This window comes from Shewanella indica (genome assembly GCF_002836975.1).
GTDB classification, from domain to species: domain Bacteria; phylum Pseudomonadota; class Gammaproteobacteria; order Enterobacterales; family Shewanellaceae; genus Shewanella; species Shewanella indica.
This window is the reverse complement of the sequence record NZ_NIJK01000018.1, coordinates 60,947-87,207: the sequence shown is the minus strand read 5'-3', so window position 1 is coordinate 87,207 and position 26,261 is coordinate 60,947. Positions and strand designations below refer to the sequence as shown.

The 26,261-nt window shown below is 53.3% G+C and carries 19 protein-coding genes; 9 read left to right on the top strand and 10 right to left on the bottom strand.

Going from position 1 to position 26,261, the window contains the following annotated elements; all coding sequences use genetic code 11:
• The first annotated feature begins 7 nt into the window (after positions 1-7).
• The 5 genes from CX650_RS04190 to CX650_RS04170 all read left to right on the top strand — a co-directional run bounded on the left by CX650_RS04190 (position 8) and on the right by CX650_RS04170 (position 4,763).
• Positions 8-859, top strand: a complete 852-nt coding sequence (locus tag CX650_RS04190; protein ID WP_101095100.1) for an ABC transporter ATP-binding protein — start codon at positions 8-10, stop codon at positions 857-859.
• Complete coding sequence (locus CX650_RS04185) at positions 856-2,088, top strand: hypothetical protein (RefSeq protein ID WP_101095099.1); 1,233 nt, start codon at positions 856-858, stop codon at positions 2,086-2,088. Before CX650_RS04190 ends, CX650_RS04185 begins: the two co-directional genes overlap by 4 nt.
• Before the next feature lie 137 nt (positions 2,089-2,225).
• Positions 2,226-4,019 carry an AMP-dependent synthetase/ligase gene (locus tag CX650_RS04180; RefSeq protein ID WP_101095098.1) on the top strand — a complete coding sequence of 598 codons (1,794 nt, stop codon included), beginning with the start codon at positions 2,226-2,228 and terminating at the stop codon, positions 4,017-4,019.
• Positions 4,020-4,145: 126 nt separating this feature from the next.
• Positions 4,146-4,337: a hypothetical protein gene (locus CX650_RS04175; RefSeq protein WP_101095097.1), complete on the top strand. Its 192-nt coding sequence runs from the start codon at positions 4,146-4,148 to the stop codon at positions 4,335-4,337.
• Positions 4,338-4,364: 27 nt separating this feature from the next.
• Positions 4,365-4,763: an acyl-CoA thioesterase gene (locus CX650_RS04170; RefSeq protein ID WP_101095096.1), complete on the top strand. Its 399-nt coding sequence runs from the start codon at positions 4,365-4,367 to the stop codon at positions 4,761-4,763.
• Between the two features lie 255 nt (positions 4,764-5,018).
• On the opposite strand, the gene CX650_RS04165 is transcribed toward CX650_RS04170, so the two are convergent.
• The 7 genes from CX650_RS04165 to CX650_RS04130 form a co-directional block, all read right to left on the bottom strand.
• Positions 5,019-6,191 (bottom strand): hypothetical protein, encoded by a 1,173-nt coding sequence (locus tag CX650_RS04165; protein ID WP_157822989.1) that lies wholly within the window; start codon positions 6,189-6,191, stop codon positions 5,019-5,021.
• Positions 6,192-6,817: 626 nt separating this feature from the next.
• Positions 6,818-10,312 carry a hypothetical protein gene (locus tag CX650_RS04155; protein WP_101095093.1) on the bottom strand — a complete coding sequence of 1,165 codons (3,495 nt, stop codon included), beginning with the start codon at positions 10,310-10,312 and terminating at the stop codon, positions 6,818-6,820.
• A gap of 125 nt (positions 10,313-10,437) precedes the next feature.
• Complete coding sequence (pbpG, locus tag CX650_RS04150; protein WP_082014298.1) at positions 10,438-11,340, bottom strand: D-alanyl-D-alanine endopeptidase; 903 nt, start codon at positions 11,338-11,340, stop codon at positions 10,438-10,440.
• A gap of 74 nt (positions 11,341-11,414) precedes the next feature.
• Positions 11,415-11,840, bottom strand: coding sequence for an acyl-CoA thioesterase (locus CX650_RS04145; protein WP_039034587.1), 426 nt, complete (start codon positions 11,838-11,840; stop codon positions 11,415-11,417).
• Positions 11,841-12,013: 173 nt separating this feature from the next.
• Complete coding sequence (gene mtnC / locus CX650_RS04140; RefSeq protein ID WP_101095092.1) at positions 12,014-12,694, bottom strand: acireductone synthase; 681 nt, start codon at positions 12,692-12,694, stop codon at positions 12,014-12,016.
• A gap of 239 nt (positions 12,695-12,933) precedes the next feature.
• Positions 12,934-16,065, bottom strand: coding sequence for an efflux RND transporter permease subunit (locus tag CX650_RS04135; protein WP_101095091.1), 3,132 nt, complete (start codon positions 16,063-16,065; stop codon positions 12,934-12,936).
• A 13-nt stretch (positions 16,066-16,078) separates the two neighbouring features.
• The gene (locus CX650_RS04130) at positions 16,079-17,221 is read right to left on the bottom strand and encodes an efflux RND transporter periplasmic adaptor subunit (protein WP_101095090.1); all 1,143 of its coding nucleotides are present in this window, start codon (positions 17,219-17,221) and stop codon (positions 16,079-16,081) included.
• Between the two features lie 468 nt (positions 17,222-17,689).
• On the opposite strand from CX650_RS04130, the gene CX650_RS04125 reads away from it, so the two are divergent.
• On the top strand, positions 17,690-18,637 hold the full coding sequence (locus CX650_RS04125; protein WP_039034591.1) for a LysR family transcriptional regulator: 948 nt from the start codon (positions 17,690-17,692) through the stop codon (positions 18,635-18,637).
• A 139-nt stretch (positions 18,638-18,776) separates the two neighbouring features.
• Positions 18,777-19,514 carry a TorF family putative porin gene (locus tag CX650_RS04120; protein ID WP_101095089.1) on the top strand — a complete coding sequence of 246 codons (738 nt, stop codon included), beginning with the start codon at positions 18,777-18,779 and terminating at the stop codon, positions 19,512-19,514.
• Positions 19,515-19,670: 156 nt separating this feature from the next.
• Here the strand turns inward: CX650_RS04120 and CX650_RS04115 are convergent, their stop codons facing one another.
• A complete protein-coding gene (locus CX650_RS04115; RefSeq protein ID WP_308428155.1) occupies positions 19,671-20,135 on the bottom strand; it encodes a GNAT family N-acetyltransferase in 465 nt (154 codons plus the stop codon).
• A gap of 84 nt (positions 20,136-20,219) precedes the next feature.
• The gene (locus tag CX650_RS04110) at positions 20,220-20,879 is read right to left on the bottom strand and encodes a 7-cyano-7-deazaguanine/7-aminomethyl-7-deazaguanine transporter (RefSeq protein WP_101095088.1); all 660 of its coding nucleotides are present in this window, start codon (positions 20,877-20,879) and stop codon (positions 20,220-20,222) included.
• A 237-nt stretch (positions 20,880-21,116) separates the two neighbouring features.
• On the opposite strand from CX650_RS04110, the gene CX650_RS04105 reads away from it, so the two are divergent.
• Positions 21,117-21,863 carry a substrate-binding periplasmic protein gene (locus CX650_RS04105; RefSeq protein WP_189484315.1) on the top strand — a complete coding sequence of 249 codons (747 nt, stop codon included), beginning with the start codon at positions 21,117-21,119 and terminating at the stop codon, positions 21,861-21,863.
• Here CX650_RS04105 and CX650_RS04100 read toward each other — a convergent pair.
• Entirely contained in the window at positions 21,860-23,218 is a 1,359-nt protein-coding gene (locus tag CX650_RS04100; RefSeq protein WP_025009164.1) for an isochorismate synthase, read from the bottom strand. The two genes, CX650_RS04105 and CX650_RS04100, sit on opposite strands and share 4 nt — an antisense overlap.
• A 350-nt stretch (positions 23,219-23,568) precedes the next feature.
• Between CX650_RS04100 and CX650_RS20295 the strand changes: the two genes are divergently transcribed.
• The gene (locus CX650_RS20295) at positions 23,569-26,259 is read left to right on the top strand and encodes a TonB-dependent receptor plug domain-containing protein (RefSeq protein WP_101095087.1); all 2,691 of its coding nucleotides are present in this window, start codon (positions 23,569-23,571) and stop codon (positions 26,257-26,259) included.
• Positions 26,260-26,261: the final 2 nt, after the last annotated feature.

Here is a 26,261-nt window from a genome sequence, read left to right as displayed (position 1 = left end):
AAAAAGTATGGAACAGCCAGCCGGGTCATTATTGTGTTTCACTAAGGTCGACAAGAGCTTCGACGGCAAATCTGTGTTAACCGCGGTAGATCTGCAGTTGGAGCCAGGGATGGTGGTAGGGCTGCTTGGTGCCAATGGCGCCGGTAAATCGACCCTGATGCGTATTGCGCTTGGGATCATTCCCTGTGACAGTGGCCTGGTGACGACTCTGGGACAGGCGCCGCAGCAGCTGGATTCAGGCCGTAAGCAGCGTTTGGGCTATGTGCCGCAGCAGCCCTTCGGTTATGAGGGGTTCAGTGTCGAGCGGGCGCTGGCCATGCACAGCAGTTTCTATCCTCAGTGGGACATGGAGTTGCAGCAACAATGGTTGCAGCGTTTCGGTCTGGATCTCAAAGCTCAGGTGCAACGGCTTTCAGGGGGACAACGTCAGTCTCTGGCGCTCATTATGGCAATGGCCTATCGACCTCAGTTGCTGGTGTTGGATGAGCCTGTGGCCAGTCTGGATCCCGTTGCCAGACGTCGTTTTATGGCTGATCTGTTCGAGCTGGCGTTGGAATCAGGTTCCGCCGTACTGTTTTCATCACATATCACTTCAGATCTGGAACGGGTCGCCAGTCATCTGGCGTTGCTGAAAGCAGGGGAATTACTGCTGTTTAAGGAGATAGATGCGCTCAGGGAGGAGGTGCGTTTGTTGAAGTTCGCTGCAGACAGTGACATCCAGTTGCCTGAATCCATGCGGCTGTTGGCGACAACCCGTGCCGGCTGTGTGGTGGATGGTTATCGGGGGCAGGCCTTGCCCGGCATGATAGATGCCCGCCGCCTGAATCTGGAGCAGCTGTTTATGGAGCTGCATCCATGAGGCTGGCTTTTTTCCCTGCCTTATGGCTTAAAGATATCGGCAGTGTCAGCTTCCTGATAACGGCCGGGCTGGGCTTGTTTTTGGCCCTGGTGATACAGTTGAGTGGGGATAGCGACAAGACCGGGATGTTCCAGGCAATGGCAATTCTCTCTGGATGTGCCGCCTTTGCCTGGCAATCCAATCGTCTGGCCGCCTGTGAATGGCTGGTATTGGTGCCGGGTTTTAAAAAGGCGCTACTGCTGCAGGCCACAGTGCTGGCGATACTGGTTCAGCTTATTTGTTTGGCGATTTCACCTGCGAATTTGGCTATTCAAGGTGTTGCCTGGAGTCTGGGGCTGGCGTTTGTACTGGCATGTTTGCGCTATCCCAAGTGTTTTTACTGGTCGGTACTGCTGTTCTTGGTCTTGCCAATCAGCGAGTCCATTGCCCGTCTGTTACCCGCCTGGAGCTGGTGGTTGGTAACGACAGTGTTATTGGTCATGCTCGCCAGACAGTTACGCTTGCTTTGCTGGCACCCACAGGCGCGTAGCATCTATCTCAATGGGCTGGAGGCGGGTTGGGTTTTAGGCCCAAGGCTGGGGATATGGCCGCCGCTGCTGAGGTTGGAAGCCTGGCTGCATCCGGTCAATTTTTTCATCGGCCCCACCTTGAGCTGGTTGCTGATCCTGCTGCCGGGCAGCAGTCTGCTGTTGATACTTGTTAATTTAGGTTGGCATAAACAATTGCCGGTGATTTATATCGCCGGCCAGTTAGCCATGCTCATCTGCTCCCTGGTGCACTGGAGTCGGCTGCAACGCTGGCGAGGGGCTGAGTTATTGCTGTTGCTGCCCGGGCATACTGGACTTGCTGGGTTGACGGCCGCATTTGCCCGCGGTCAAACCCGATTGCTGGCGTTGTTGGGGCTGATGTTAACCTTGATCCTGATGTTGGATTGGTTCGTCGGCGAAACCCAAGGCTTAGCTAGAGTGCACCAATTGCTGGCGGCTCTCTGGGGCTCGGCGCTGCTCCTGGCGCTGGGAAGTATCAGCCACCAGAAAGGCTATCTGGCTGGCGTCATGCTGCTGTTTATTGTCAATTCTACTTGGAGTTCCGGCCTGGCACGGGGGTTACAACAAGGTTCGGGCAGCGTTGTTTGGCTGAGCCTTGACCTGATTATGCTGGTATTGGCGCTAGTAGTGTTTCATCGTTGTAGCCGTAGATTATGGCGTACAGGAGTCGTTGAACCTTGATACCACAACTGGTCTGATCTCTATGGGGGAAGCGTGATACTGTACGAAACTAGAGCAAAAGCTCTTATGTTTACTTGAGCCTTGGGGTAGAATCGCAAAAAGCGGAACAGCTGTAAGCTAAAAAGGTAAACCGAGTTATGTCTCTAGAGCAGTACAGAATCACCCATCTCTTGCGTCAGCAGCTTGAAGCGCGTGCAGAGGATATCGCCCTGGAAGGCTTCGAAATAGCTGCGCCTTGGGATAAGGTCAGCTGGAACGAATTTGACCGCATCAGTGCGGCTATTGCCGGAATCCTGATTGCCAATGGCTTTGAGGTTCAGGATCGCGCCGTGATCCTGTCCCATAACTGCCCGCAGTGGACTTGCGCCGATGTCGGCGTCGTTCGTGCCCGTGGCGTTGTGGTGCCGGTTTACCCTACCTCCACCCTGAAGCAAGCTGCCTATATCATCAATGATGCCGGCGCAAAAGTTTTATTTGTGGCCAATAAGGCGCAGTATCGACTGGCTTGTCAGTTAGAAGCAATGTGTCCGACATTGGAATTTGTGGTGGTGTTTGACAAACATGTTACTTTGGAAAAACTGCATCATCATCATCTGGATGTATTACTGAACCAAGTTGTATCCGAAGAAGCACGCACTGAGTTGGCTGTCCGTGAACAGAATGCCACTCTGGATGACCTGCTGACTCTGATCTACACCTCAGGCACCACCGGCGATCCCAAGGGGGTGATGCTGGATCAACGTAACTTTGCTTCGGCTATGCGCCAACATTTCCAATTGATCCCCTTTGAAGCGGATCAGGTTTCCTTGGTATTCCTGCCTCTGAGCCATGTTTATGAGCGCGGTTGGACCTTCTATGTACTCAGTCGTGGTGGCAGAAATGTCTACCTGGCTGACACTCATAGGGTAAAGGAAGCCATTGCCGCCGTGCGTCCTCACACCTTGTGTGTGGTGCCCAGATTCCTGGAGAAGGTTTACAGCGCAGTACAGGATAAAGTGACCCGGGCCGGGAATGGCAATCGCAAGTTATTTGCTTGGGCACTGGCTGTGGGCGAACGCCAGTTTGAAGTGATGCAGGGCCGGGCTCAACCCAGTAAAAAATTGTCATTGCAGTGGTATTTGGCTGACAAGTTGGTTTATCGCCGGCTCAGAGCGGCTCTTGGCGGTCGTCTGCGGTTGATGCCCTGTGGTGGTGCCGCCTTGGATGCTAAAGTGAGTGCATTCTTTGCTGCCATTAACCTGCCGGTGCTTTGTGGTTACGGTATGACAGAAACCACGGCAACCGTCACCTGTAATACATTGGACAATAGGGTGACAGGTTCCAATGGTCGCTGTATGCCCGAAGTGGAAATTCGTCTCGGGGCCGAGAATGAGATTTTGGTTCGCGGCGATACCGTGATGCGCGGTTATTTTAACCGTCCCGAAGACACCGCTGAAGCCTTCGAGGATGGTTGGCTCAAGACCGGGGATGCCGGTTACCTGGATGAACAGGGTAATCTGTTTATCACCGACAGGATCAAAGAGCTGATGAAGACCTCCAATGGCAAGTATATTGCGCCACAGCGGGTCGAAGGCAAAGTAGGTTGCTGCCCCTTCATCGAACAGGTGGCGGTAGTCGCCGATGCCCGTAACTATGTGACGGCACTAATCGTTCCTGCCTTTGAAGCTCTGGAGGTTTGGGCCAGACAGAAGGGGATCCGTTATGAGTCACCGCTGGAGTTGATACGTCACGGCCATGTGGTGGAGCATTTTGAAGAACGGCTCAAACACCTGCAACAGGAACTGGCGGGTTTTGAGCAGATTAAAAAGTTTACCCTGTTGCCTGAGGCCTTCTCTATGGAGGCGGGTTTAATCACCCCGACCCTCAAGCTCAGACGCAAGATGATCTATCACAAGTATTCCCGTGAAATTAACGCCATGTATGGCGGTTAAGTCCGAAGAAGGCTGCTTGGGCAGCCTTTTTAATATCCTGATTCCTTTAGGTTCAATCTTGGCTGTTGTAGTATTGGCGCCCAAGATTGACCTTGTTGCCGAGGCCATTTCTCAAGGACGCAGTATATGGAAGGACTATTCCAACAGGGCTGGCTCACAGGCTTGTTTCTCCTGATGTTCTCATCATTTTCACTCGCCTCTGAACTGGCTTACGCCCCCCGTGGACACCTCAAGTGGATGACGGCGACCGGCAAGATGGTTGAGCCAGGTGCCATGAATGGTAAGCTGAAGGCCGACAAAGACAAGTGCGAGTTTTAATCAACAATAATAACAATAGGATACCCTATGGAAGCGTTAAGCCTGGATATTCAACCCAGATTCAATGAAACCGATGGCCTGGGCCATATCAATAACACTGTGCTGCCCGTGTGGTTTGAAGCTGCCAGAGAGCCTGTGTTCGAAATCTTCAACCCAGGTCTGGATCTGGCTAACTGGAACCTGATTGTGGCCGGATTCACCATCGCCTTTAAGGCGCCCACCTATTACGGTAAGACAGTCAGAGTATTGACCTCGGTCAGCCGCATAGGCAACAGCTCGTTCGAAGTATTGCAACAGAGTTGGCAGGGAGAGCTGCTGACCGCCGAAGCCAAGACCACCCTGGTACACTACGACTACAGCTGTGAGCAGAGTCGACCTATTCCTGATGAGATCCGTCAGCGTCTGCTGCCTTTGCTGCATGAGTGAACCAGCACTTTTCGAGCTCAGCCACTATTGCCATTAGGCCAGCGTCTTCTACGTTGGCCTATTCTGGCTGCGGTATTGGTGAGGTGTTTGGTTAAAGAGTCCTTTGAGGGAACAAGTAAGGCAGAGTCGAACTGATACCCCGGAAGAGATCCGTCAGCGTCTGCAGCCTTTGCTGCGGGAGTGAGCCCGGCGCCGCTATCACCGGGAGTTAGTTTTAAGCTCAGCGTCCCTCAAGAGGAACGCTCAAGCGCTTTGCTAAGAATGATTGCCGAAGCGTTGGAAATACTGCTGTTGGTCGAGCAGTTGCAGTTTATCGACCACTTGCTCACGTATATCCTCCAGCTCTGGTTTGCCAAGCCAAGTAAACCAGATATCCAACCAGCGTAAGTACTGCTGTTGTCTTTGCTGTGGGGTCGCTGATGGCAAAATATCGGCAAAGTCGGCGGCATCTTCGTCATCACTGTCGAGTAGCTCGTTGGCCATTTCATAAGTCAGTAACCAAAAGTCATGGATTATCTGTTGGTTGGATTCAACCCAAACGCAGTAATCCACTATATGCTGATGTAACAGAGGGGCATGGGCCTGACTGGCGGCGAGTATCTCCAGCGGCCGTTGTGCCTCCAGAGCCTGAGGGTGACTGCCATCTTGCAGATATTGCCACAAGGCTTCTCCCTGGGGTTGCGCCAATACCAGAGGCTTGAATTGGCGTAGCATCTGTCCGGGGCGATAATCCTCATTGTCGTCGGCATCTTGCTGCCACCCCTCGGCCGGGCAAGCCAGAGGGCCATCGGCCTGGCGTTCAAGTGATGCGCGTAGCGTATCTATTTCATCTTTGAGCCGAGCCTGAATAAAGTGGCTCTGTAATAGCGTCTCCAGACCTTCACTCTCCTGGACGTCAAACCAGTCGATAGCGGCAGGGAACATGCTGATAAAAAAGAGTTGCACCGGATCGTCAGTCTCCGTTGTGCGCCACTCGGTTGCCAGCAGTTTGGGACAACTCAGTAAACGTTCACTCAGCAGTTGTTTGAATTGGAGATATCGCTGCGGATTTTGCTTGAGGAAGTCGGCCAGAGCCTGATGGCTTTGCATGCCGGTTTCATCCGAGTAGAAAAAGCCCTGGCGCAAACGGTCACTGTCACACCAGACAAAGGCTCGTAACATCTCCTCACTCCAGCCATTGAGGTTGAGCAGCCTCGCCATGAATTGCTCATAACCATTGCTGTCTTCATTATCCCAGTTGGCAACCAGAAAGTGCGCCAACCGCCAGGCCTGTTCAGGGGCTCGCCGAGCCAGCAGGAATAGGGCCTCAACGCCAAAGATCCGAGTTTCATCCAACCACATGTTGTACACATCGTTGTGCCAACGGGCGAAGGCTATCATGGCATCGGCGGTGGCCAGCAGTTCGGGGGTCAGGTGAGGGTGTTGCATGGCAATGGCGAACAGCAAAGGTTCAGAGAGGTAGAGGTCACACTCGTCACTGATGAGTGGCGGCAGCGTGAATACTTCGCCATCCGGGCCCANCGGCGGTGGCCAGCAGTTCGGGGGTCAGGTGAGGGTGTTGCATGGCAATGGCGAACAGCAAAGGTTCAGAGAGGTAGAGGTCACACTCGTCACTGATGAGTGGCGGCAGCGTGAATACTTCGCCATCCGGGCCCAGACTCAGGGCTTCCTGCAGCAGGCTGCGCAGTCCTGAATCTTGCAGATCATCGATCTGCAGGCGGCGGTTGCCGCTGTCTGTCGCGGCGACAAATTCGATATCGAACATCCCTTTACGCAGAATAGTGCTTTGCTGCAATTGATGTCGGTATTGAGTCAGGGCTTGCGCTATGGAGAGGGGATTTTGGGGATCCAGCGGGATAAGTGTGTGCTTTTTAAATGACTGCATCTTCCTGACTCAGTTACTGTGCGGGCTAGACCCTTGAAATAGTGGCGGCGATGATAACAAGCCTGTTTGCCGGATACATGCTCTCATATTCAGAAGTTTGAAGGGGAGCGGCAGAGACCATTCGATGCAGAGTCTCTGCGCGCCCTTCACTGTTTACCATGGGTGACAGTTAGACTAGTCCTGCCATGGCATCTCTGACCCGGCGGGAGCCATCGTTGGCTAGCGCCGAGAGCAACTCGGCCGCGTCGGGATAGTCGCCTTCCAGGCAATCGATCAGCTCGATTTTCTCATTGACAGTCAACTGAGTAATAAGGGGCGTCAGCGTGCCGTTTCTCAGTTGAGCGACTAGCCAGTCACAGGGAGCCTCATATTCCCCCTTGCCGAGGCAAAAACGCAGCAGTTTCATCGGCTCAAGCCGCAGCGGCTCCAAGGTTTGCAGCAACCAGCTCAGCGCGGCTTCCTGCAGCTCATCGCTGTCCTGGTATCTCCTGTCTATGTATCGCGTTGCTGGCCAGTCGCCGCGGCGCACCTTGTCGGCCATAAAGGCCCGCAATAGCTGCTTATCGAACAGTTCAAATCCCAATTGGTAGCCAAGCAGGAGCTGCAGTAGTCGCTGCCGGGTTGGGGTGGGAAGCAGCCACAGGCACTGCTTGAGGTCATAACGCTCGAAGGATGAGTAGATACTCAGCTCATCAAGGGCGAACAGGCGTTGCAGGCAGGCTTGCATGGCTGCCAGCGGCAGTTCACCACTCAGGTATGCTTGCAGTCGAGCATTGACCAAGGCGACCCTGGTATCGACCGAGTACAGGGCCTTGAATGCCGCCAAGATCTCCTCGGCGCTGACACTCTCGTCAAACAGCAGCACCTCGCCCGGAACACCTTGGGGTAAGCCCTCCGGCGGTATCGCTTGGGTCAGCAATAATGCCTGCAACTCTTCACCCTGACGCCGAAGCAGGCTGACATTGAGCCAGTCATATCTGTCATCTTGGGCCTGCTCGCAAACCACAAGTTGCGGCGCGGCAACCACAGGCTGCTTTATGCCCCGCTCCAGCAACTGGCAGCGGCCATCAAAGTCTTGAGCCAGTACCCGCTGCCAACTCTTGAGGTTGTCGCGAATAAAATACTCGAGGCAGAGTGACCACTCCCGCTGCAGCTCAGGGTGTTGGATAAAGCCTTGCCCGGGAAATTGCAGCTCCAGCAGTTCGAAGGCATTGAGCTTCTCTCTATCCGGCAGTCGTCTCAGTGCCTGCAGCAGTGGATCTGCCTGGCTCGATGAGGCCTGGGTCAATGGGCTCAGCTGCGCTAGCGCGCGCAGGGTGTTGGCGCCATCGCCGCTGCTCAGCGACAGTTGGAAGTCAAACACTGTCAGCAGGGCTTCACTGACGCCGAGTGATTGCATGCTGCTGACAAAGCCCTGGCGCTCGGTATCAGAGTCAAACTCAGGGTCGAAATTATCGTCACTGTAAGGCATGGCGGCATAATGCAAGAGCTTGAGTGGCGCCAGTTCCAGCAGCCATTGCCACAGGCGCCGGGCCAGTATGAGAGCCGGTGCTTGCGGCTCATTTGGCTGAGTCGAGGAGTGAGTGAAAACGTGCTGCGAGGCCAGCAGGAAATAGCACAGCATGGCACTGCGGCGAAAACCGTCTTGTTTGTCGAACAATAGGTATTTGGGCTGGAAGTCACTGATGGGTTCCAGGGTCAATTGGCGGCCAACATCATCACGCCCTCTTCGATAGAGCTGGTCTTGTGCCAGTTGCAGCGCCTCAAGCTCACAAAGAGATGACTCGGGCCGACAGATAAACGCCTTGAGCGGCTTGGCATCGTCTGCGGCCTGCTTGAGCACTTGCCCGGCAAGCAGTTCCCAAGGGCTATTAGCGTTTAATCTCTCGCTCAGCGCCCGGCTGGTGGCGTCATGGCACCCAGCCAGACAGTCCTGTTGCCAAAGGAAGGCCAGCAACACATAGTGGCCGAGCTCCATTTGGTTCAGTGGCCAGTTATCCGGGTTGGCAAGCTGCCGGTGTTGCCGGAATAAGGCCAGGGTCTTGTTCAACAAGGGGCGGTTGTAGACCTGGCGCTTGTCGTTCCATTGCTGCAGCAGTTTAGCCAGTTGCGCCTCGAGCAGCGCCTGCTCACTGGTGTCACTGAGGTTGCCGTAGCGCTGCAGATATTGGACATCATCGAGCAGTCCTTCATCGTCGACCAGGTTTTCGCGGATCTCTTCCAGCTCGGGTTTGCCAAGCCAAGCGAACCAGATATCCAGCAGGCGTAAATACTGCTGTTGCCTTTGCGGTAGACTCTTTGATGGCAAAATATCGGCAAAGGCTTCGACATCTTCTTCATCACCATAGAGCAGTTCATAACGGCTATCGCTGAGAATACTGCTCAGCTCTTCGGCAATATGTCGATTGGATTCTGCCGTAACGCAGTAGTCGACTATATAGTGATAGAGCCCCAAGGCTTTGGCCTTACAGGCGGGAATTAATGCTATTGGTTGCTGAGCCGCCAGCGCCTGGGGTTGGCGGCCATCATGCAGATATTGCCACAATGCCGCGCCTTGGGGTTGCGCCAGTACCAATGGCTTTAACAGACGCAGCAGCCTGCCCGGCCGCTCATCGTCCTCATCCTGATAGCTGCCCTCTTGTTCATCTGCGTCGGTTTCGGCGATCTCGGTTTTGCCGCATCTGTAACAGGCCAGGGCGCCACTGGCCTGGCTCTCTATGGCGGCGCGCAGGTCGCTTATCTCCTCTTCGAGACTGACGCGAATAAACTGGCTTTCAAGCAGGGTATCCAGCCCCTCGCTCTGTTCAACTTCAAACCAGGCAAACTCAATCGGGTACATGCTGACAAAGACATGCAGCACGGCATCGACTCTGCCAAGTGGGCGGTCTTCGGCGGCGAGCAGTTTCGGGCTATTGAGTAAACGCTCGCTCAACAGCTGTTTGAATAGAGGATATTGCTGTGGATTTTGCTTGAGGAAGTCGGCCAGTGGCTGATGACTCTGAATGCCGGTTTCGCCGCTGTAGAAGAAGCCCTGGCGCAGATGGTCACTGTCGCACCAGACAAAGGCCCGCAGCATATCCGGGCTCCAGCCATTGAGCTCGAGCAGCCGTGCCATATATTGCTCATAGCCATTGCTGTAGACATTGTCCCAGGCGGGGATCAGGAAGCGTGCCAATAGCCAGGCCAGTTCGGGTGTGCGCCGGGCCAGCAGAAACAGGGCCTCGACCCCGAAAATGCGGCTGTCGTCCAGCCACATGCGCTGCAGATCATTGTGCCTGCGGGCGAAGTCTATCATGGCCTCGGCGGTGGCCAGCAGTTCGGGGGTCAGGTGCGGGTGTTGCATGGCAATGGCGAACAGCAAAGGTTCTGAGAGGTAAAGGTCACATTCGTCACTGATGAGTGGCGGCAGCATGAATACTTCGCCATCCGGGCCCTGACTCAGGGCTTCCTGCAGCAGGCTGCGCAGTCCTGAATCTTGCAGATCATCGATCTGCAGGCGGCGGTTGCCGCTGTCTGTCTCGGCGACAAATTCGATATCGAACATCCCTTTACGCAGAATAGTGCTTTGCTGCAATTGATGTCGGTATTGAGTCAGGGCTTGAGCTATAGAGAGGGGATCTTGGGGATCCAGCGGGATAAGAGTGTGCTTTTTAAATGACTGCATCTTCCTGACTCAGTAACTGCTAAGGCCAAAGGCCTTTAAAAGGTGGCGGGATGATAACAAATACCGACATGGGGGCGACCGCGCAAAAGTAAAAATCTGTGCGGGGTCACCGGCGGTTTTGAATATTAACGGGCAGAGAGCAATGATTGACGCTCTGTTTGCTTTTGTTGTTTATAGTCCAGAGCTTCTTGGGGAACCTGACTGATTTTGCCGGTTTCCAGCCACTTCTTTAAGCGGTTGGCATCGGCCAAATGGCTTAGCTTGCCGAAGGCGTCCAGCACCACAAAGGCGACTTCCCGCTTGGCCATTTGGGTCAGCATCACCAGACAGCGGCCGGCGTCATCGGTATAACCCGTCTTGGAAAGCGAAATTTGCCAGTTTGGTTTATTCACCAGCCGATTAGTGTTGTAAAACGCCAGGTTATATCTGGGTTTACGAAAGGTGACGCTGCGATTGGGGGCCGAGCTCAGCTCGCCTATCAAGGGATACTTTTTAGTCTCTTGCAGCAGTTTGACCAAGTCCCTGGCACTGGAGACATTTTGTTCCGACAGCCCCGTTGGTTCAACAAAGTGACTGTCTGTCATCCCCAACTCTTCCGCCTTGGCATTCATCGCCTGGATAAAGGCCGGATAGCCGCCGGGATAGTGATGCGCCAGGGTCGCGGCGGCGCGATTTTCCGAAGACATCAATGCCAGCGCCAGTGCTTCTTTGCGTTTTAGCTCGCTGCCGATACGGATACGAGATACCACATTTTGCATGACTTGGGTTTGGCTGACATCCACTGCAATTCGCTCGTTGAGCGGCAACTTGGCATCCAGCGTCACCAGCGCCGTCATCAATTTGGTGATGGAGGCGATGGGTTGTACCTGCTGCGGGTTGTCCTCATAGAGGATTTCACCGGTTTTCATGTCCACCAAGATAGCGCTGGCCGAGGCCAGTTGCTGTTCAGGAGAAGAAGTGGCTCCGGGTGCAGATTTGACCTGGAAGCACATAAAGCAAGTCATGAAGAGCAGCAGAAAGAGTCTCATTGAGGGGCTTTTCTCTTATTATTGTGTTTATTAATAGGAAAAAAGTGTAATAGAGACTCGCTCGAACACCAACTTTATTCTTGGTATTCCTTGAGAACTGCCAGCAATTCCTGCGGTAATTTGGCCTTGGTGCCTTTCTTGAAATCGTACATGACGGCGACAGAGCTACCTGTAGTGGTAATGGCTCGCTGTGCCTTACTGTACGCCTCGTAATGCATGGTAAACCTGTCTTCACCTATATCGCTGATTTTGACCCCTATCAACAGGGTATCCGGGTAGGTAACCGGGCGCTTGTACCTGGCCTGGTTTTCGCTTATTACCGGCCCCATTCCCTGTTTGTACATCTCTCCCAAGGGAAAGTGGCGGTTGAAGAAGTCGATTCTGGCGCTCTCAAAGTAGCGGAAATAGACTACATTGTTGACGTGTTGCAGGGCATCCATTTCGCCCCAGGCCACCGGGATTTGCGAGTGCTGTGGGTAACGCTGAGTAAAATCTTCCATATTTAAACGACCGTTTTATTTTGGTTGGCTCAGGATAACAACAGCGCCTCTCTGTCTCAAGAGGGGAACAACATTCCGTACAGGTGTTGATTTTCCGGGATAAGGAATAGGTGTTGTAAACAATAAGGGGAGCCATTGGCTCCCCTTGATTCATCAGTTAACTTAGGCGGTTATCAGTCAATCTTCAGCTCGGCGAAGCTCTTTACCTGCCGGAAATCACCTGTGCGTTGCCCGGCTTCACGTACCATCTGACAGGTGATCAGCCCGGCAGCGGCAGCGGCCTTGAGTTCGTCCAACATGTCCGAGACAAACAGTATCTGCTTCGGGCTCAGACTTATGGTGTTAATAATGTTGCAGTAGGCTTGCTTGTCGAGTTTGCCGCCGGTGCGGGTATCAAAATGACCGTTGAACAGTTCGGTCAGATCGCCGCCATCACTGTGGCTGAATAGTAGCTTCTGGGCTTCCACTGAGCCGGAAGAGAAGCTGTATACTCTGAGTCCCTGAGCCTTGTATTCCTTGATGGCTTCAATGAAGTCAGGATAGATGTGACCGGTGAACTCGTTCTTGGCATAGCCCTGTTTCCAGATCAGGCCCTGCAGCGTCTTCAACGGAGTGGCTTTGCGATCTTCTGCAACCCACTGCTGGAGTATTTCTATTACCCGCGGCAGATCGGCATCAGGTTCCAATGCCATCTCCTTGGTGTCGCTGATACAGTTTTCTACCAGAATATTATCTTGATAACGTTCTAAAAACTCCGGCAATGCCTTGGCCGAATAGGGGAAAAGCACATCCTGAATAAAGTTAAGATCTGTCGTAGTGCCGGCGGTGTCGACGACTATGGCTCTGATACCCATAAGGTGAATTACTCCAAAAAGTGCTGTTTTCTGTGCAGATCCTAAGCTTTATTGGCGCGCTTGACCAGCTTCTTTAACCCTTTGTTGCCCACCAATTTTACATTTTGGGCGGAATGACAAGTCCTAAAGCCGGATGCGAACCTAACAGGTGTTAAGTCTTTGAAGCTCCATATAGAAGTGGTTTGCAACAGGCAACAAAAAGCCCGGCATATCAGCCGGGCTTTGAGGTGACAGGCGAATTATTTGGCCTGTTTTCGCAGTTTGCGCTCTTCACGCTCACGCTTACTGAACATGCGCTCTACCACCACGAAGAAGAGTGGGATAAAGAAGATACCCAGGAAGGTTGAGCTGATCATACCACCCAGTACCCCGGTACCTATGGCATTCTGACTGCCTGAACCCACACCTGTACTGACGGCCAGAGGTACAACCCCGAGACCGAATGCCAGCGAGGTCATTAGAATTGGCCGCAAACGTACCCGTACTGCGTGCAGGGTGGCGTCGACAAGTTTGGAGCCCTGCTCATAGTATTCCTTGGCGAACTCCACGATCAGAATGGCGTTCTTGGTCGCCAGACCCACAGTGGTCAACAGACCCACCTGGAAGAAAACGTCGTTTGGCAGGCCACGGCCATTCATGGCGATTAGGGCACCGATAATACCCAGAGGCACTACCAGAATTACCGCGAAAGGAACGGACCAGCTTTCATACAGAGCCGCCAATACCAGGAATACCACCAGGATAGACAGCGCGTAGAGTGCAGGCGCCTGGTTGCCTGACAGACGTTCCTCGTAGGAGAGGCCGTTCCATTCGATACCAAAGCCTGGTGGCAGCTGGTTAACCATGTCTTCCATGATGTTCATCGCTTCACCGGTACTGAAGCCCGGAACTGTTGCCCCCTGGATGTTCATCGCCGGTAGACCGTTGAAGCGTTCCAGACGCGGTGAACCATACTCCCAGCTGCCGGTGGCAAAGGCTGAGAAGGGCACCATGTCTCCCTGGGTGTTACGCACATACCAGGAATCCAGATCTTCAGGTTGCATCCGGTATTTGGCATCGGCCTGAACATAAACCTTCTTCACCCGACCACGGTCGATGAAGTCGTTGACATAGGAGCCACCCCAAGCGGCAGAAAGCACGTTGTTGACATCACCTATGTTGACACTCAGTGCCCGCAGCTTGGCATGATCTATATGCAGCTGATACATGGGCGCATCTTCCTGACCATTGGGGCGTACACCCACCAGGTTGGGATTTTGAGCCGCCATGCCCAGCAGTTGGTTACGGGCTTGAACCAGTTTTTCGTGTCCTTGACCATTCTTGTCCTGCAGGAAGAGGTCAAAACCGTTGGCTGTACCCAGCTCAATTACTGCAGGTGGTACGAAGGCAAACACGAAGGCTTCTTTCATCTGGCTGAATACCGCCATGGCGCGGCCTGCAACCGCCTGAACATCACTGCCTGGAGCTGTACGTTCAGACCAGTCTTTCAGCCCGACGAAGGCGATACCCATGTTCTGCCCCTGACCGGCGAAACTGAAGCCCGCCACACTCAGAACCGATTTGACGTTTTCGTCTGCCAGGAATTGATCCGAGACCTTTTCCAGTACCTTCATGGTACTTTCTTGAGTGGCGTTGGTTGGCAGTATGGTCTGGGTAAACAGCATGCCCTGATCTTCGTCCGGCAAGAAGGCGGTTGGCATGCGGATAAAGATCCAGCCTACGGCCACAACCAGTGCCAGATAGACGGCGCTCATACGTACTGAACGCTTAATAATCGTCGCTACAGTACTTTCGTACTTGCCGGTCATGCGATCGAAGTTACGGTTAAACCAGCCGAAGAAGCCGGTTTCGGCATGGGTATGCCCCTTCTTCAGTGGCTTAAGCATAGTGGCACAAAGTGCCGGAGTCAGTATGATTGCCACCAATACTGACAAGGCCATCGCCGATACGATAGTGATGGAGAACTGACGGTAAATAACCCCGGTAGAGCCGGACATGAAGGCCATAGGTACAAACACTGCTGACAGTGTCAGACCGATACCTACCAGTGCACCGGTGATCTGGCCCATGGATTTCTTGGTCGCTTCCTTGGGGCTGAGCCCCTCTTCGGACATCACCCGCTCAACGTTTTCCACCACCACGATGGCATCATCCACCAAGAGGCCGATGGCCAGTACCATGGCGAACATGGTCAGGGTGTTAATCGAAAATCCGGTGAAGGACAGGATGGCGAAGGTACCCAGCAATACTACCGGCACCGCAATCGTTGGGATCAAGGTGGCACGGAAGTTTTGCAGGAACAGATACATGATGACGAACACCAGTACCACGGCTTCCAGCAGAGTATGAACCACACCTTCGATGGAGTTCTTTACGAAGGGGGTCGTGTCATAGGGATACACCACCTGCATGCTGGCCGGGAAGAAGGGACGCATCTCTTCTACCTTGGCGCGCACGGCTTCGGCGGTATCCAGTGCGTTGGCACCAGTGGCCAGCTTGATCGCCAGACCTGTGGCAGGGCGTCCATTGTAGAGTGATTCGATGGAATAACTCTCAGAGCCCAGTTCAACCTTGGCGACATCACTCAGATAGACATTGGCACCCGAGGGGTTCGACTTGAGGATAATGTTGCGGAATTCCTCAGGCGTTTGCAGACGGCTCTGAGCCGAGATAGTCGCATTCAACTCCTGGCCTTGGACCGCAGGGGCACCACCCAACTGACCGGCAGAAACCTGAGCGTTCTGTTCTTTAATCGCAGCGATTACATCCAGAGTGGTTAGGTTGTAGTTGGTCAGCTTCAGTGGGTCGACCCAGATACGCATTGAGTACTGGGCACCGAACAGGGTGGTTTCACCTACACCGGGTACACGACTCATGGGATCCTGAACGTTGGAACCCACGTAGTCGGCGAGGTCGGCCTTGGTCATGGAGCCGTCATCTGAAATAAAGGCGACTACCATCAGGAAGCCGGAGCTGGATTTGTTAACCCTTACACCTTGAGCCGTTACTTCCTGAGGCAGCAAAGCCATGGCGGCCTGCAGCTTGTTCTGTACCTGAACCTGGGCGATGTCGGGATCCGCCTCGGCGTTAAAGGTCAGAGTGATTTCGGCGTTACCGAAGCTGTCACTGGTGGACTTGATATAGCGCAGATGGTCGAGACCTGTCATACGCTGTTCAATCACCTGGGTCACAGAATCTTCAACAGTTTTGGCCGACGCACCTGGATAGTTGGCTGCAACCACAATGGTTGGTGGCGCAATATCCGGGTACTGGGAAACCGGCAGGGCCTTAATGGCCAGGACACCCGCCAGCATGATAATAATCGCGATCACCCATGCGAAGATGGGGCGATCGATAAAGAAACGTGCCATAACTTCCGCCCTGTTATTGCTGGTTTGCTGTCATGGGTTTAGCCGTCACAGGCATGCCGGGACGGATTTTTTGCAGCCCTTCGACAATCAGTTTGTCACCTGGCTTGAGTCCTTCTGTTACCCGCCACTGGTGATTGATGACATCGGCAGTCTTGATCACCCGAGCTTCTACCTTGTTTTCGCCATTCACCAACATGGCTACAGCCTCACCCTTAGGACTACGGGTAATGGCTTTTTGCGGTACCAGAATCGCTTGAGGATCGACACCTGTGTTGAGGATGGCGCGCACATACATACCAGGCAGCAGCGTATGTTCCGGGTTAGGGAACTCGGCTCTCAGCGTCACAGAGCCTGTACTCTGATCGACACTGACTTCGGCAAATTGTAAGCGACCCTTATGATCATAAGTAGAGCCATCTTCCAGTAGCAGAGTCACTTCGGCATCATCGGAAGCCTGCAGTTTACCGGCCTTCAACATGCTCTTGAGACGCAGCATTTGGGTACTGGACTGCACTATATCCACATTGATGGGATCCAGTTGTTGGATGGTCGCCAGTGGCTGAGCCTGGTTGGCGGTCACCAGAGCGCCGGCCGTGACGCTGGATTTACCGATACGACCTGAGATAGGCGCCTGTACTTCGGTATAGTTGACGTTAATGGTTGCAGTATTGATGGCCGCCTTGGCCACTTCCACCGCTGCCAGCGCTTCTTTATAGGAAGCATCTGCCTTATCGTATTCTTCTTTACTTATGTATTTGGTTTTGACCAGTTCCTGATAACGGGCCTGAGTTGCCTTGGCCGATGCCAGAGCCGCTTCGGCGCGGGCCAGATCCGCCTTGGCGCTCTGTAGAGATGCCTTATAGGTGGAAGGGTCAATTTGATACAGTGACTCACCCTGTTTCACATCGCCGCCTTCGGTAAAGCTGCGTTTCAGAATGATGCCGTTGACCTGAGGCCGAACTTCGGCTTCAAGGAAAGCTATGCTGCGCCCAGGCAGTTGCACTTGCAGTGCCTGCGGAGCCGACTTGACTTCCAGGACACTGACTTCCATAGCGGGGGCCGCCTGATTGCTTGTGGCTTTTTCAGTTTCCGACCCACAGGCCGTCACCCATAACGCCATACTTACAACTGAGGCAACTTTTAATACATGCCGCATGATAACTCCTAATCAGTATCTGCTTGCCGGGAAGGGAAAATGTCTCGTACGACAGGCTTCCTGGCGCAGTTCGCCAGCAAAATTTTCGAACCCATATTTATCGCACAAGCATTCTGTCTCAACAAGCTACAGGATAAGCGAAAAGTGTAAATGAATGAAAATTTTTTAATCAATAAACGACACTATTGCCATTTATTTACATTTAGTTGTGAGATTTATGAATTCAACAACTTATGTATCCAAATCTCGTTTTTGCCTGTATAGGAGATATACTGTTTTGCTCTGGAGGCAAAGACAGCTTTCCCAACTGCTGCAAGCGTTTTATGGTTGGGTGACCCAAGGCTAAACTGCAGAAATTTCTCTGCACCATGCTGGATCCTCCACCGCGAGGCGAGTATTCTACTACTGTCACTATAATTTGATTAGTCATATAGAAATAAACCCACTGTCCCACAGGTGCAACAATAAATGGATCTAAACAGGGTACAAATATTTGCTCAAGTTGTTGAACAAGGCAGCTTTACCGGCGCGGCCAAGGCGTTGGGGCTAACCAAGACTACCGTCAGTCGCAAAGTCGCAGAGTTGGAAAAGGCGACCGGTGTTCAGCTACTGTTCAGAACCACCAGGGCATTGAGGTTAACCGAGGCCGGCGCTGAGTATTACAACAAGATCACCAAGATTTTGGTGGATCTGGAAAATGCCGAGGCGCAGCTCAGTGCCAATCAACAGCGGGTCAAGGGCAATCTGAGAGTAGTCTGCCCGATTGAGATGGGGCAGTTATTCCTCGGCCCGGTATTTGCTCGTTTTCTTGAAGCATACCCGGATATTACCATAGAAGCTGAGCTGACTAATCGCAAGGTGGATATGGTTGAAGAAGGGATAGACATACTGTTTCACCTGTGCGGCATCGAAGACTCACGTCTGCAGCATTATCAACTGGTGAAGACCAGCACCACCTTGATGGCAAGCCCTGATTACCTTAAGCGTCATGGTACTCCTCAGTCCCCGGATGATCTTTGGCACCACAAGGGCATAGAGCAGGGCGGGATCCAGCTTATCAATGACGGTTGCTGGAAGATTTTTGATGGTAATGAATGGCAGGTAATCACCCCTGAGGTGCAGCTTAAGGTCAATAATATCACTTTAGCCCGGGAAGCGGCCATTGCCGGCTTGGGGATCACTTGTCTGCCGCCGATGATTGCCGATGAGGCCTTGCAAAAGGGAGAGTTGGTGGCTGTGCTGGAAGACTTTCCCATGGAACACAACACCTTGTTGCTGTCTTATCCAAAACGGGCCTACTTGCCTCGTAAATACATAATTTTTATAGATTTTATTTATCAGGCTTTGTTCGGTTACTGGGGTAACATGTTGCTGGAGATCCCCGAGTATGTGAAGCGTCCAGAAGGCTTCGAGTAAGTCGCCATGACTGCGGCTCCGTCGCAGTCATTCATAATTGTTCACATTTATTCCTTCACGGTTCATTCACCTAGATAACCCTGTTCATAACTTCTTCTTACTATCCGGGCTAACAATAATCATGCTCTGGTGGATAAAGATGAACCCAACTCATAAGCTGTTTTTATCAAGTTTGCTGCTGTGCAGCAGTTCAACGCTGCTGGCAGACGAAGCTCCCCGTTTCGCCGGTGGCAGTTTTGCCGGCAATCTGACCTTTGCCTCTGACTATGTGTTCCGTGGCGAATCGGAAACCCTGGATGGCGATGTGCCTGTCGTCCAGGGCACATTCAGCTGGAACCATGATGCCGGTTGGTACGCCGGGGTATTTGCCTCGAACATCAAGTTTGCCGACCCCAATCTTGAGATAGTCACTGCGCCTTTCATCGGCAAGAGTGGTGAATTGGGTGATTCAGGTTTCACCTATGATGTCATGTTGTTCTCTTATCTCTATCCAGGCGCGTCCTACTCCAACTACACAGAGCTGTGGCTGAAACTCGGCAAGTCTTTCGGTCGGGCCCATCTGCAACTGGAAGTGACGCCGACTGTGGATGATTGGTTCGGTGTCGATGGTTGGCACGGGGTCAACTATGCGCTGCACCCAAGTTATAGTTTCGAGAACGGTATCAAGGTTTCCGGTTCTGTCGGTTATCAAGACCTGAGCGGCAATGGTGCCGAAGGATGGGGACATTGGAATCTGGGGGTCAGTAAGGAGTTCTATGGTTTCAACCTGGATCTGCGCTACCACGGCAGTACGGTTGAATCAGATCACAAGGTTTATGGTACCCAGACTGAGATCTTCGATGACAGGTTAGTGATAGGTATCAGCAAAGCGTTTTAAGAACTGCTTCCCTGCAGTCTTTGTGAGTACGCCATTTGGCGTGCTCTTTTTTTAGGTAAGGTGCGAACAAGCCCCATCTATGTTCTGCGTCGGCTAACAGGCTTGGAGGCAAGGCGTGGTTTGCAGCAAATGGCCCAAGTCCTTTGCAAGACTTCCTTAGAACATGCTCTTTTCAAGATAGAGACGGTTGTCGGCAATATGTCCAGGCTCGGCGCGGAAGTCCACCACCTGATACTTATGGCTGATCAGCATATTCAGCATAGAACGGAACTGATTGCGGGTCTTGACCTGGATCTGCTTGTAACCGGCTTGAGTGGCCCAACGCTCCTGCGCTTCCAGCATGCTGCGCGCCAGCCCCAGGCTGCGATAATCAGGTAATACTCCGCCTAACCAACTGTAAAAACACTGCTCGTCCAGAGCATAACCCAGCTTGAATCCCGCCAATTCACCTTCCACAAAGGCCAACAACAACAAACAGGCATTGCCTGTCAGCCGACGTTCGAACTCTTGCTGTTGGTAGCTGGAATCAAACTCGGGGATCTGAGCACTCAAGGCCATGATCTCGTCGATCTGTTGCTGGTCTATTTCAGTAATAGCTTTGATTTCAATGGAGTACATCATTATTCTCTCAACGGGCCGCAACGTGTCACAGATTGCGGGATAAAAACTGGCCAAAATTATAACAGGTCTGGCCAGTTGAATGCATCAGGAGAATTGCTGCTGGTTTTCTGTCTGCAAGATCTTGTCCTGTAGTACCCGCAGCAGCACACCATAAGCGGGCAGGAACAGCCCCAGACTAACCAACAGTTTAAAGCTGTAATCCACGGCGGCAATTTCCGGCCAGTTGGCGGCCATAAAGGGGTCGCTGGAGGCGAAGAAGGCGATACTGAAGAACACCAGAGTATCCACCAGGTTGCCTACCAGGGTTGAGGCTGCCGGAGCGACCCACCAGGCACACTGGCGGCGAATTCGGGCAAATACTGCGATATCCATCAGCTGGCCCACCAGATAGGCGGCGAAACTGGCAAAGGCGATACGGAATACAAAGGTATTGAAGTCCGACAGGGCACTTAGCCCCTGAAAGTTACCTTGATGAAACAATACGCCCATGGCATAGGAGATTAACAAGGCCGGCAGCATGGCCTTGAAGATGATCTGCCGGGCGGCAGCTTGGCCGAATATCCGTACCGTTAGATCGGTTGCCAGATAGACAAAAGGAAAGCTGAAGGCGCCCCAGGTTGTATGGAAGCCGAATAGCTGAAACGGAAGTTGTACCAGATAGTTACTGGCACTGATAATCAGGATGTGAAAACTGACCAAGAGGATCAGTGCGCGTTTGAGCTGCGCGCCGGTTAACATTAACATATTGTGACCTTTTTAGTTGGCTGGGCGGGGTGAGGGAACCCGCATCTTCGGTTAGACCGAAAGGGCGCACATTATAGAGCCCATAATCCGGCTGACAAGAGGGAAGTGTAAAAAATGTCCAACCCATCTAAGGAAGTTCCTGTATTTGGGCGTTTAAGTCTATGCAGGGCAGGCATGGGACTTGTTCGCACCTTCCTTAAAGCTACTCTACACTGAAAGGGAAGACAGGAGAGTTAAATGAATCGAATCTGCTGCCTGCTGCTGGCCTTATTGACGTTTGTCTGGCCGGCCATTGCCAAACCGACCAAGATCCAGATAGCTACCGCCAGTTGGGGTGGCTATACCGAAACCAATGGCGAAGGCTATTATTTTGAGCTGTTACGAAGGGTCTTTCCCGAGCCGGAATGGCAACTGGAAATCCAGTTTGTTCCCTTTCCCCGCTCCCTCTACATGCTGGAGCGTGAACAGGTGGACATGGTGTTGGGACTTTATCTGGGGGATATCTCCAAGGGGATTTTCAGTGCTCATAAAGTAGAAACCGAGGTGATAGATGCCGCAGTAACCCCTGAGTTGGCCAGTGTATGGCAGGGCATGGTGTCTTTGACCCATAGAAAGGTTCGGGCTTTGATCGCCTATCGTTTTTTTACCCTGACCCAGGTACCCATGCTCTATCAGGAAAACAGCAGCCTGCTGGAGATGCTGCGCAAGGTGAATGAAGGCAAAATCGATGCCGTGCTCGACTATAAGCCGGACATCTTGCCGCTGTTGCCACAGTTGGAACAGCCCAGAAGATTGGTGCTTATTGAGGATGTGCTACGGGCAGATGTTTATTTTGCCTTCGCCAATAATCCCAAAGGGCTCGAGCTGAAGGCCTTGTTCGACCAAGGCTTTGAACAGTTGGAGCGTTCCGGGGAATTGGCGGAGATTAAACAGCAGAGCCTGGAGCAGCTGCAACTGAGGATACAGGAACAGCCATCACCCTAGAAATCCAGCAGAATCGACATTATGGTGGCGAGCTTGTTTTCCAGCTCCTGCCATTCGGCTTCCGGGTCTGAGCCTGCGACTATGCCGGCGCCGGCAAACAGATTGATGCAGCCAGGCTCCAGCAGGGCGCAGCGGATGGCTACCGCAAATTCACTCTCATATTTATTCAGATAACCGCAGGCCCCGGCATACCAGCCGCGCATATAACCTTCCCGTTGGCGCAGAAAACTGATGGCCGATTCCCGTGGCAGGCCGCCGACGGCCGGTGTCGGATGCAAGGCCTGCAGCAGTTGAAAATCTTTTACCCCGTGCCGTAGCTCGGCGCGAATCGATCTGTGCAGATGCTGAATATGGTTGAGTTTGAAGATGGTCGGTGTCTCATCGGCACCAACATAGCGGCTCAGCGGAGTCAGTGCCTTGACAATATGCTCCCTGACCAGCTGATTCTCATGGCTGTTTTTGCTGTCATCCAATAGCTGCTGTGCCAGTAGTTCATCCTCTTCCGGGCTCAGGCCGCGAATGGTGGTGCCCGCCAGTGCTTCGGTATACAGCTCTTGCTGATGGCGGCGATAGAGACGCTCGGGCGAACAGGAGATAAAGCTGCGCTCGGGGCTGAATTCGAAGCCGAATTGAAAACTGTTGGGGTTGCGCCCTTGCCAACTGGCCAACACCTGCCAGGGATCCGGAGTGTCTTTCACTTGCAGCTGAGTCAGGCGCGATAGCACTACTTTGGGCGTGTCCTGGTTGAATCTGGGGGCGGTCACCTGTTCCACCAGTGTCTTCCAGCGTGGATAGTCGGGCCTGTCATTGCGTGACAGCTGTTCTGTCTTGGTCGGTGGCGTCATGGGGCGGGCCGGGACCAAGGCATCCAGCGCGGCTTGTGCCTGGGCGATTTCCGCTTGCCTGTCAGCCTGGCCCAGATTCAGGTTAACCAAGAGGCGGAAATGATCTGAACTGCGTCTCAGCTCTATTCTGGGTAACAGGAATCTGGCGCGGCCAAACTCGGGCCAGGAGGCGATTTCGCGGTCGAAGGCGACGCCGCCGTAGTAGCGGATCTCCTGATTACTGGAGTAGGCGCGCTGCTTTTCATAAATTTCGGCCAGGGCCTCGTCTGTGACTTCATCTTCGAAGCGGAAATCCAGGCAGCAGCCGATGGCGGCAACCTCCTCGAGTCTGTCTCTTCCTTGCCAATAAATTCTGGGATAGCTGGGTTGGGAAGCCAGCCAGGAGATCAGTGGAATTGCCTGTACCTCGGCGGCCAATTGGACAATAGGCTCTGCTGGCGTCAGCTTGGCCAGTTGACACAGCTTGTCTTTGAGTGACGAAATGGCCTGAGGCAGGGTAAGTGCAGACAAGGGGAGCTCCGAACATCCAAACAAAGGGATCCGGAAGCAGAAAGCGTCCGGCTAACAGTATCTTTAACACAAACTAAAGTTCCACACCTTGAGTGTCAAGCCGTCGGACTGGCCTGTGTGACGTGTAGCATGATCCCATTAATCAGCTTAGGTTAATGTGACACGAGTGGACATTTTTGCTCGGCAAATTGTCTTGATGGGACAATCTGTCCGCGACAGACTCTGTTATCTACTCCCTTTGTATTAATTTGTCGATCTGTATTGGTTTTTACCGTCACTGAGCTTGTAGCTTTTTTGGGCGGCGCCAGAATAGCCTGGATAATCCCAATCAGAAATGACAGAAGAGCCTTATGTCCCATATCCCGGTAAAACTCTCTGCCCTCGCACTGGCGTTGGGCTGTGCCATGCAGGCCAATGCGGCCTCTATCGAACGCGATCCACTGGTCAACAATGCAATGGACGTCATAGTGGTGCACGGTGAGCGTGCCAACGCCACTGAAGTTGCCACTACAAGTTGGAGCATTTCCGAAGATGAAATCAAGGCCTTGGGTGCCCAAAGCCTGGATGAAGTGCTGAAAAATGTTCCCGGTGTTTACGTACGTTACGGCGGCGAGGGTACGCCAAGGGTGGATATCCGTGGTTTCAAAACCCGCCACGTGACCCTGTTGGTCAACGGTGTACCGGCCAACAGTGCCGATGATGGTCAGTTTGATCCCAGCGTGATCCCAACCAGCCAGATTTCCAGAGTCGAAGTCTCCGTTGGCCCGACTTCAGTACTCTATGGCCCAGGCGGCGCCGGTGGTGTTATCAACATCATCACCAAGCGTGGCGACAGCGCGCCGGCAGTATCCGGCAACCTGGAATTGTCCAAGGACGATACCTTCAAGGGTGATATCAGTGCCGCCGGCTCGGGCGACAACTGGCAGGGACTTATCAGTGCCGGTTATCAGCACACTGATGGTTTTCCCATGTCTTCTGACTATCAAGTTACTGAATATCAGGATAAATATCAGCGCAACAACGCAGATAAAGAGCTGACCAATCTGTACGCCCAAGGCAGCTATTGGCTAAGTGACAATACTCAACTCATTGCCAATATGGCGCTGCGTTCAGGCGAGTGGGGCAAGCCACCAAGAGATGGCAGCGGCAGCGGCCGGGTGAAGTTTGAGCGTGTCGATGACTATGATTCACAGACTTTCCAGCTGGGTCTGGCACATAAGTTCAATGATACTTTCACTTTCCGGGGTTTTGGTTATCACAACCAGAGCGACACCTATGAAACCGTGTACGGTGACAACAGCTACGCTGAGCTGACCCAGTCTCAGGACGGCCGCTCCAAAGTACAGGGGGCAAACCTGCAGCTGATCACCGACTTCGACACCGCGGGTATCCTGACCACCTCTGTGATTGCTGAAAAGCAGAGCTGGGAAGCGGTAGCCGAAAGCTTAGGTTCCTCCAAGTCCGGCAGCAGCAAGGTTGCAGCAGCCAAGGGCTCAGGTGGTGGTACTGGTTCAGGCGGCGGTAACGGCTCAGGTGGTGGTACTGGTTCAGGCGGCGGTAACGGCTCAGGTGGTGGTACTGGTTCAGGCGGCGGTAACGGCTCAGGTGGTGGTACTGGTTCAGGCGGCGGTAACGGCTCAGGTGGTGGTACTGGTTCAGGCGGCGGTAACGGCTCAGGTGGTGGTACTGGTTCAGGCGGCGGTAACGGCTCAGGTGGTGGTACTGGTTCAGGCGGCGGTAACGGCTCAGGTGGTGGTACTGGTTCAGGCGGCGGTAACGGCTCAGGTGGTGGTACTGGTTCAGGCGGCGGTAACGGCTCAGGTGGTGGTACTGGTTCAGGCGGCGGTAACGGCTCAGGTGGTGGTACTGGTTCAGGCGGCGGTAACGGCTCAGGTGGTGGTACTGGTTCAGGCGGCGGTAACGGCTCAGGTGGTGGTACTGGTTCAGGCGGCGGTAACGGCTCAGGTGGTGGTACTGGTTCAGGCGGCGGTAACGGCTCAGGTGGTGGTACTGGTTCAGGCGGCGGTAACGGCTCAGGTGGTGGTACTGGTTCAGGCGGCGGTAACGGCTCAGGTGGTGGTACTGGTTCAGGCGGCGGTAACGGCTCAGGTGGTGGTACTGGTTCAGGCGGCGGTAACGGCTCAGGTGGTGGTACAGGTTCCGGTGGCGGTAATGGCTCAGGTGGTGGCAGCGGTGAGTCTTTCGATGATTCGGCCTGGGTTTATACTGCGGCGGCCGAGTATCAGTTCCAGTCGGAAGGCGATTGGGGCTTTACTCTGGGCGGCGCTTACCACGATATGGACAAGACCGAAGGCAACGAGAACGATTACTCGGCGCTGGCCTCAGGTTTCTGGCAAGCGGCTGACGATACCCGCCTGAGCCTGAGTGTGGCTCGGAAGGTGCGTTTCCCATCCATGCGCAACCTGTACTCCCTGTCTTCAGGCAATCAGGAACTGGAGACGGAAATCTCCAAGCATGTTGAGTTGGGACTGGAGCAAGGCCTGGGTATGAATACCGAGCTGCAACTCTATCTCTATCACACAGATGCCGATGATTACATTGCCAAAGATGCCAGCGGCATGTATCAGAACATGGGCAACTATCGCTTCCAGGGTTTGGATACTGTGCTGTCCAATAACAGCATAGAGAATCTGGATCTGAGCCTGAGTTACAGCTATCTGCATGCCGAAGACAGAGACAGCAGCACAGGTTTTGATGGTCTGGACTATCGTCCCAAGCACCAGCTGCGCTTCCAACTGGGTTACAAGCTGCCTACCGAGACCCGAATCCACCTGAATGTGGAACGCATCATGGATCAGAACTACTACGAGCAGGAGAAGATCGGCGGTCAGAAGGTGTGGCAGGAGAAATCACTGGATGATTACACCCTGGTAGACATCAATCTGGTACAGCCTTTGCTTAAAGATAAGCTAGAGCTCTATTTACGAGCCACCAACCTGCTGGACGAGAACTACTATCAGAGCGATTCTCTGCCTCAGGCAGGTAGACAAGTCTTTGTTGGGATTAACTGGCAGATCTGATA

Bases quoted from the DNA above. Each gene is read 5' to 3' on its own strand.
- CX650_RS04115 (WP_308428155.1), bottom strand. From the start codon at position 20,135: ATGATGTACTCCATTGAAATCAAAGCTATTACTGAAATAGACCAGCAA.
- CX650_RS04135 (WP_101095091.1), bottom strand. From the start codon at position 16,065: ATGGCACGTTTCTTTATCGATCGCCCCATCTTCGCATGGGTGATCGCG.
- CX650_RS04110 (WP_101095088.1), bottom strand. From the start codon at position 20,879: ATGTTAATGTTAACCGGCGCGCAGCTCAAACGCGCACTGATCCTCTTG.
- CX650_RS04165 (WP_157822989.1), bottom strand. From the start codon at position 6,191: ATGCAACACCCTCACCTGACCCCCGAACTGCTGGCCACCGCCGATGCC.
- CX650_RS04185 (WP_101095099.1), top strand. From the start codon at position 856: ATGAGGCTGGCTTTTTTCCCTGCCTTATGGCTTAAAGATATCGGCAGT.
- CX650_RS04105 (WP_189484315.1), top strand. From the start codon at position 21,117: ATGAATCGAATCTGCTGCCTGCTGCTGGCCTTATTGACGTTTGTCTGG.
- CX650_RS04130 (WP_101095090.1), bottom strand. From the start codon at position 17,221: ATGCGGCATGTATTAAAAGTTGCCTCAGTTGTAAGTATGGCGTTATGG.
- CX650_RS04190 (WP_101095100.1), top strand. From the start codon at position 8: ATGGAACAGCCAGCCGGGTCATTATTGTGTTTCACTAAGGTCGACAAG.
- mtnC (WP_101095092.1), bottom strand. From the start codon at position 12,694: ATGGGTATCAGAGCCATAGTCGTCGACACCGCCGGCACTACGACAGAT.
- CX650_RS04180 (WP_101095098.1), top strand. From the start codon at position 2,226: ATGTCTCTAGAGCAGTACAGAATCACCCATCTCTTGCGTCAGCAGCTT.
- CX650_RS04145 (WP_039034587.1), bottom strand. From the start codon at position 11,840: ATGGAAGATTTTACTCAGCGTTACCCACAGCACTCGCAAATCCCGGTG.
- CX650_RS04125 (WP_039034591.1), top strand. From the start codon at position 17,690: ATGGATCTAAACAGGGTACAAATATTTGCTCAAGTTGTTGAACAAGGC.
- CX650_RS04120 (WP_101095089.1), top strand. From the start codon at position 18,777: ATGAACCCAACTCATAAGCTGTTTTTATCAAGTTTGCTGCTGTGCAGC.
- CX650_RS04175 (WP_101095097.1), top strand. From the start codon at position 4,146: ATGGAAGGACTATTCCAACAGGGCTGGCTCACAGGCTTGTTTCTCCTG.
- CX650_RS20295 (WP_101095087.1), top strand. From the start codon at position 23,569: ATGTCCCATATCCCGGTAAAACTCTCTGCCCTCGCACTGGCGTTGGGC.
- CX650_RS04170 (WP_101095096.1), top strand. From the start codon at position 4,365: ATGGAAGCGTTAAGCCTGGATATTCAACCCAGATTCAATGAAACCGAT.
- pbpG (WP_082014298.1), bottom strand. From the start codon at position 11,340: ATGAGACTCTTTCTGCTGCTCTTCATGACTTGCTTTATGTGCTTCCAG.
- CX650_RS04155 (WP_101095093.1), bottom strand. From the start codon at position 10,312: ATGCAGTCATTTAAAAAGCACACTCTTATCCCGCTGGATCCCCAAGAT.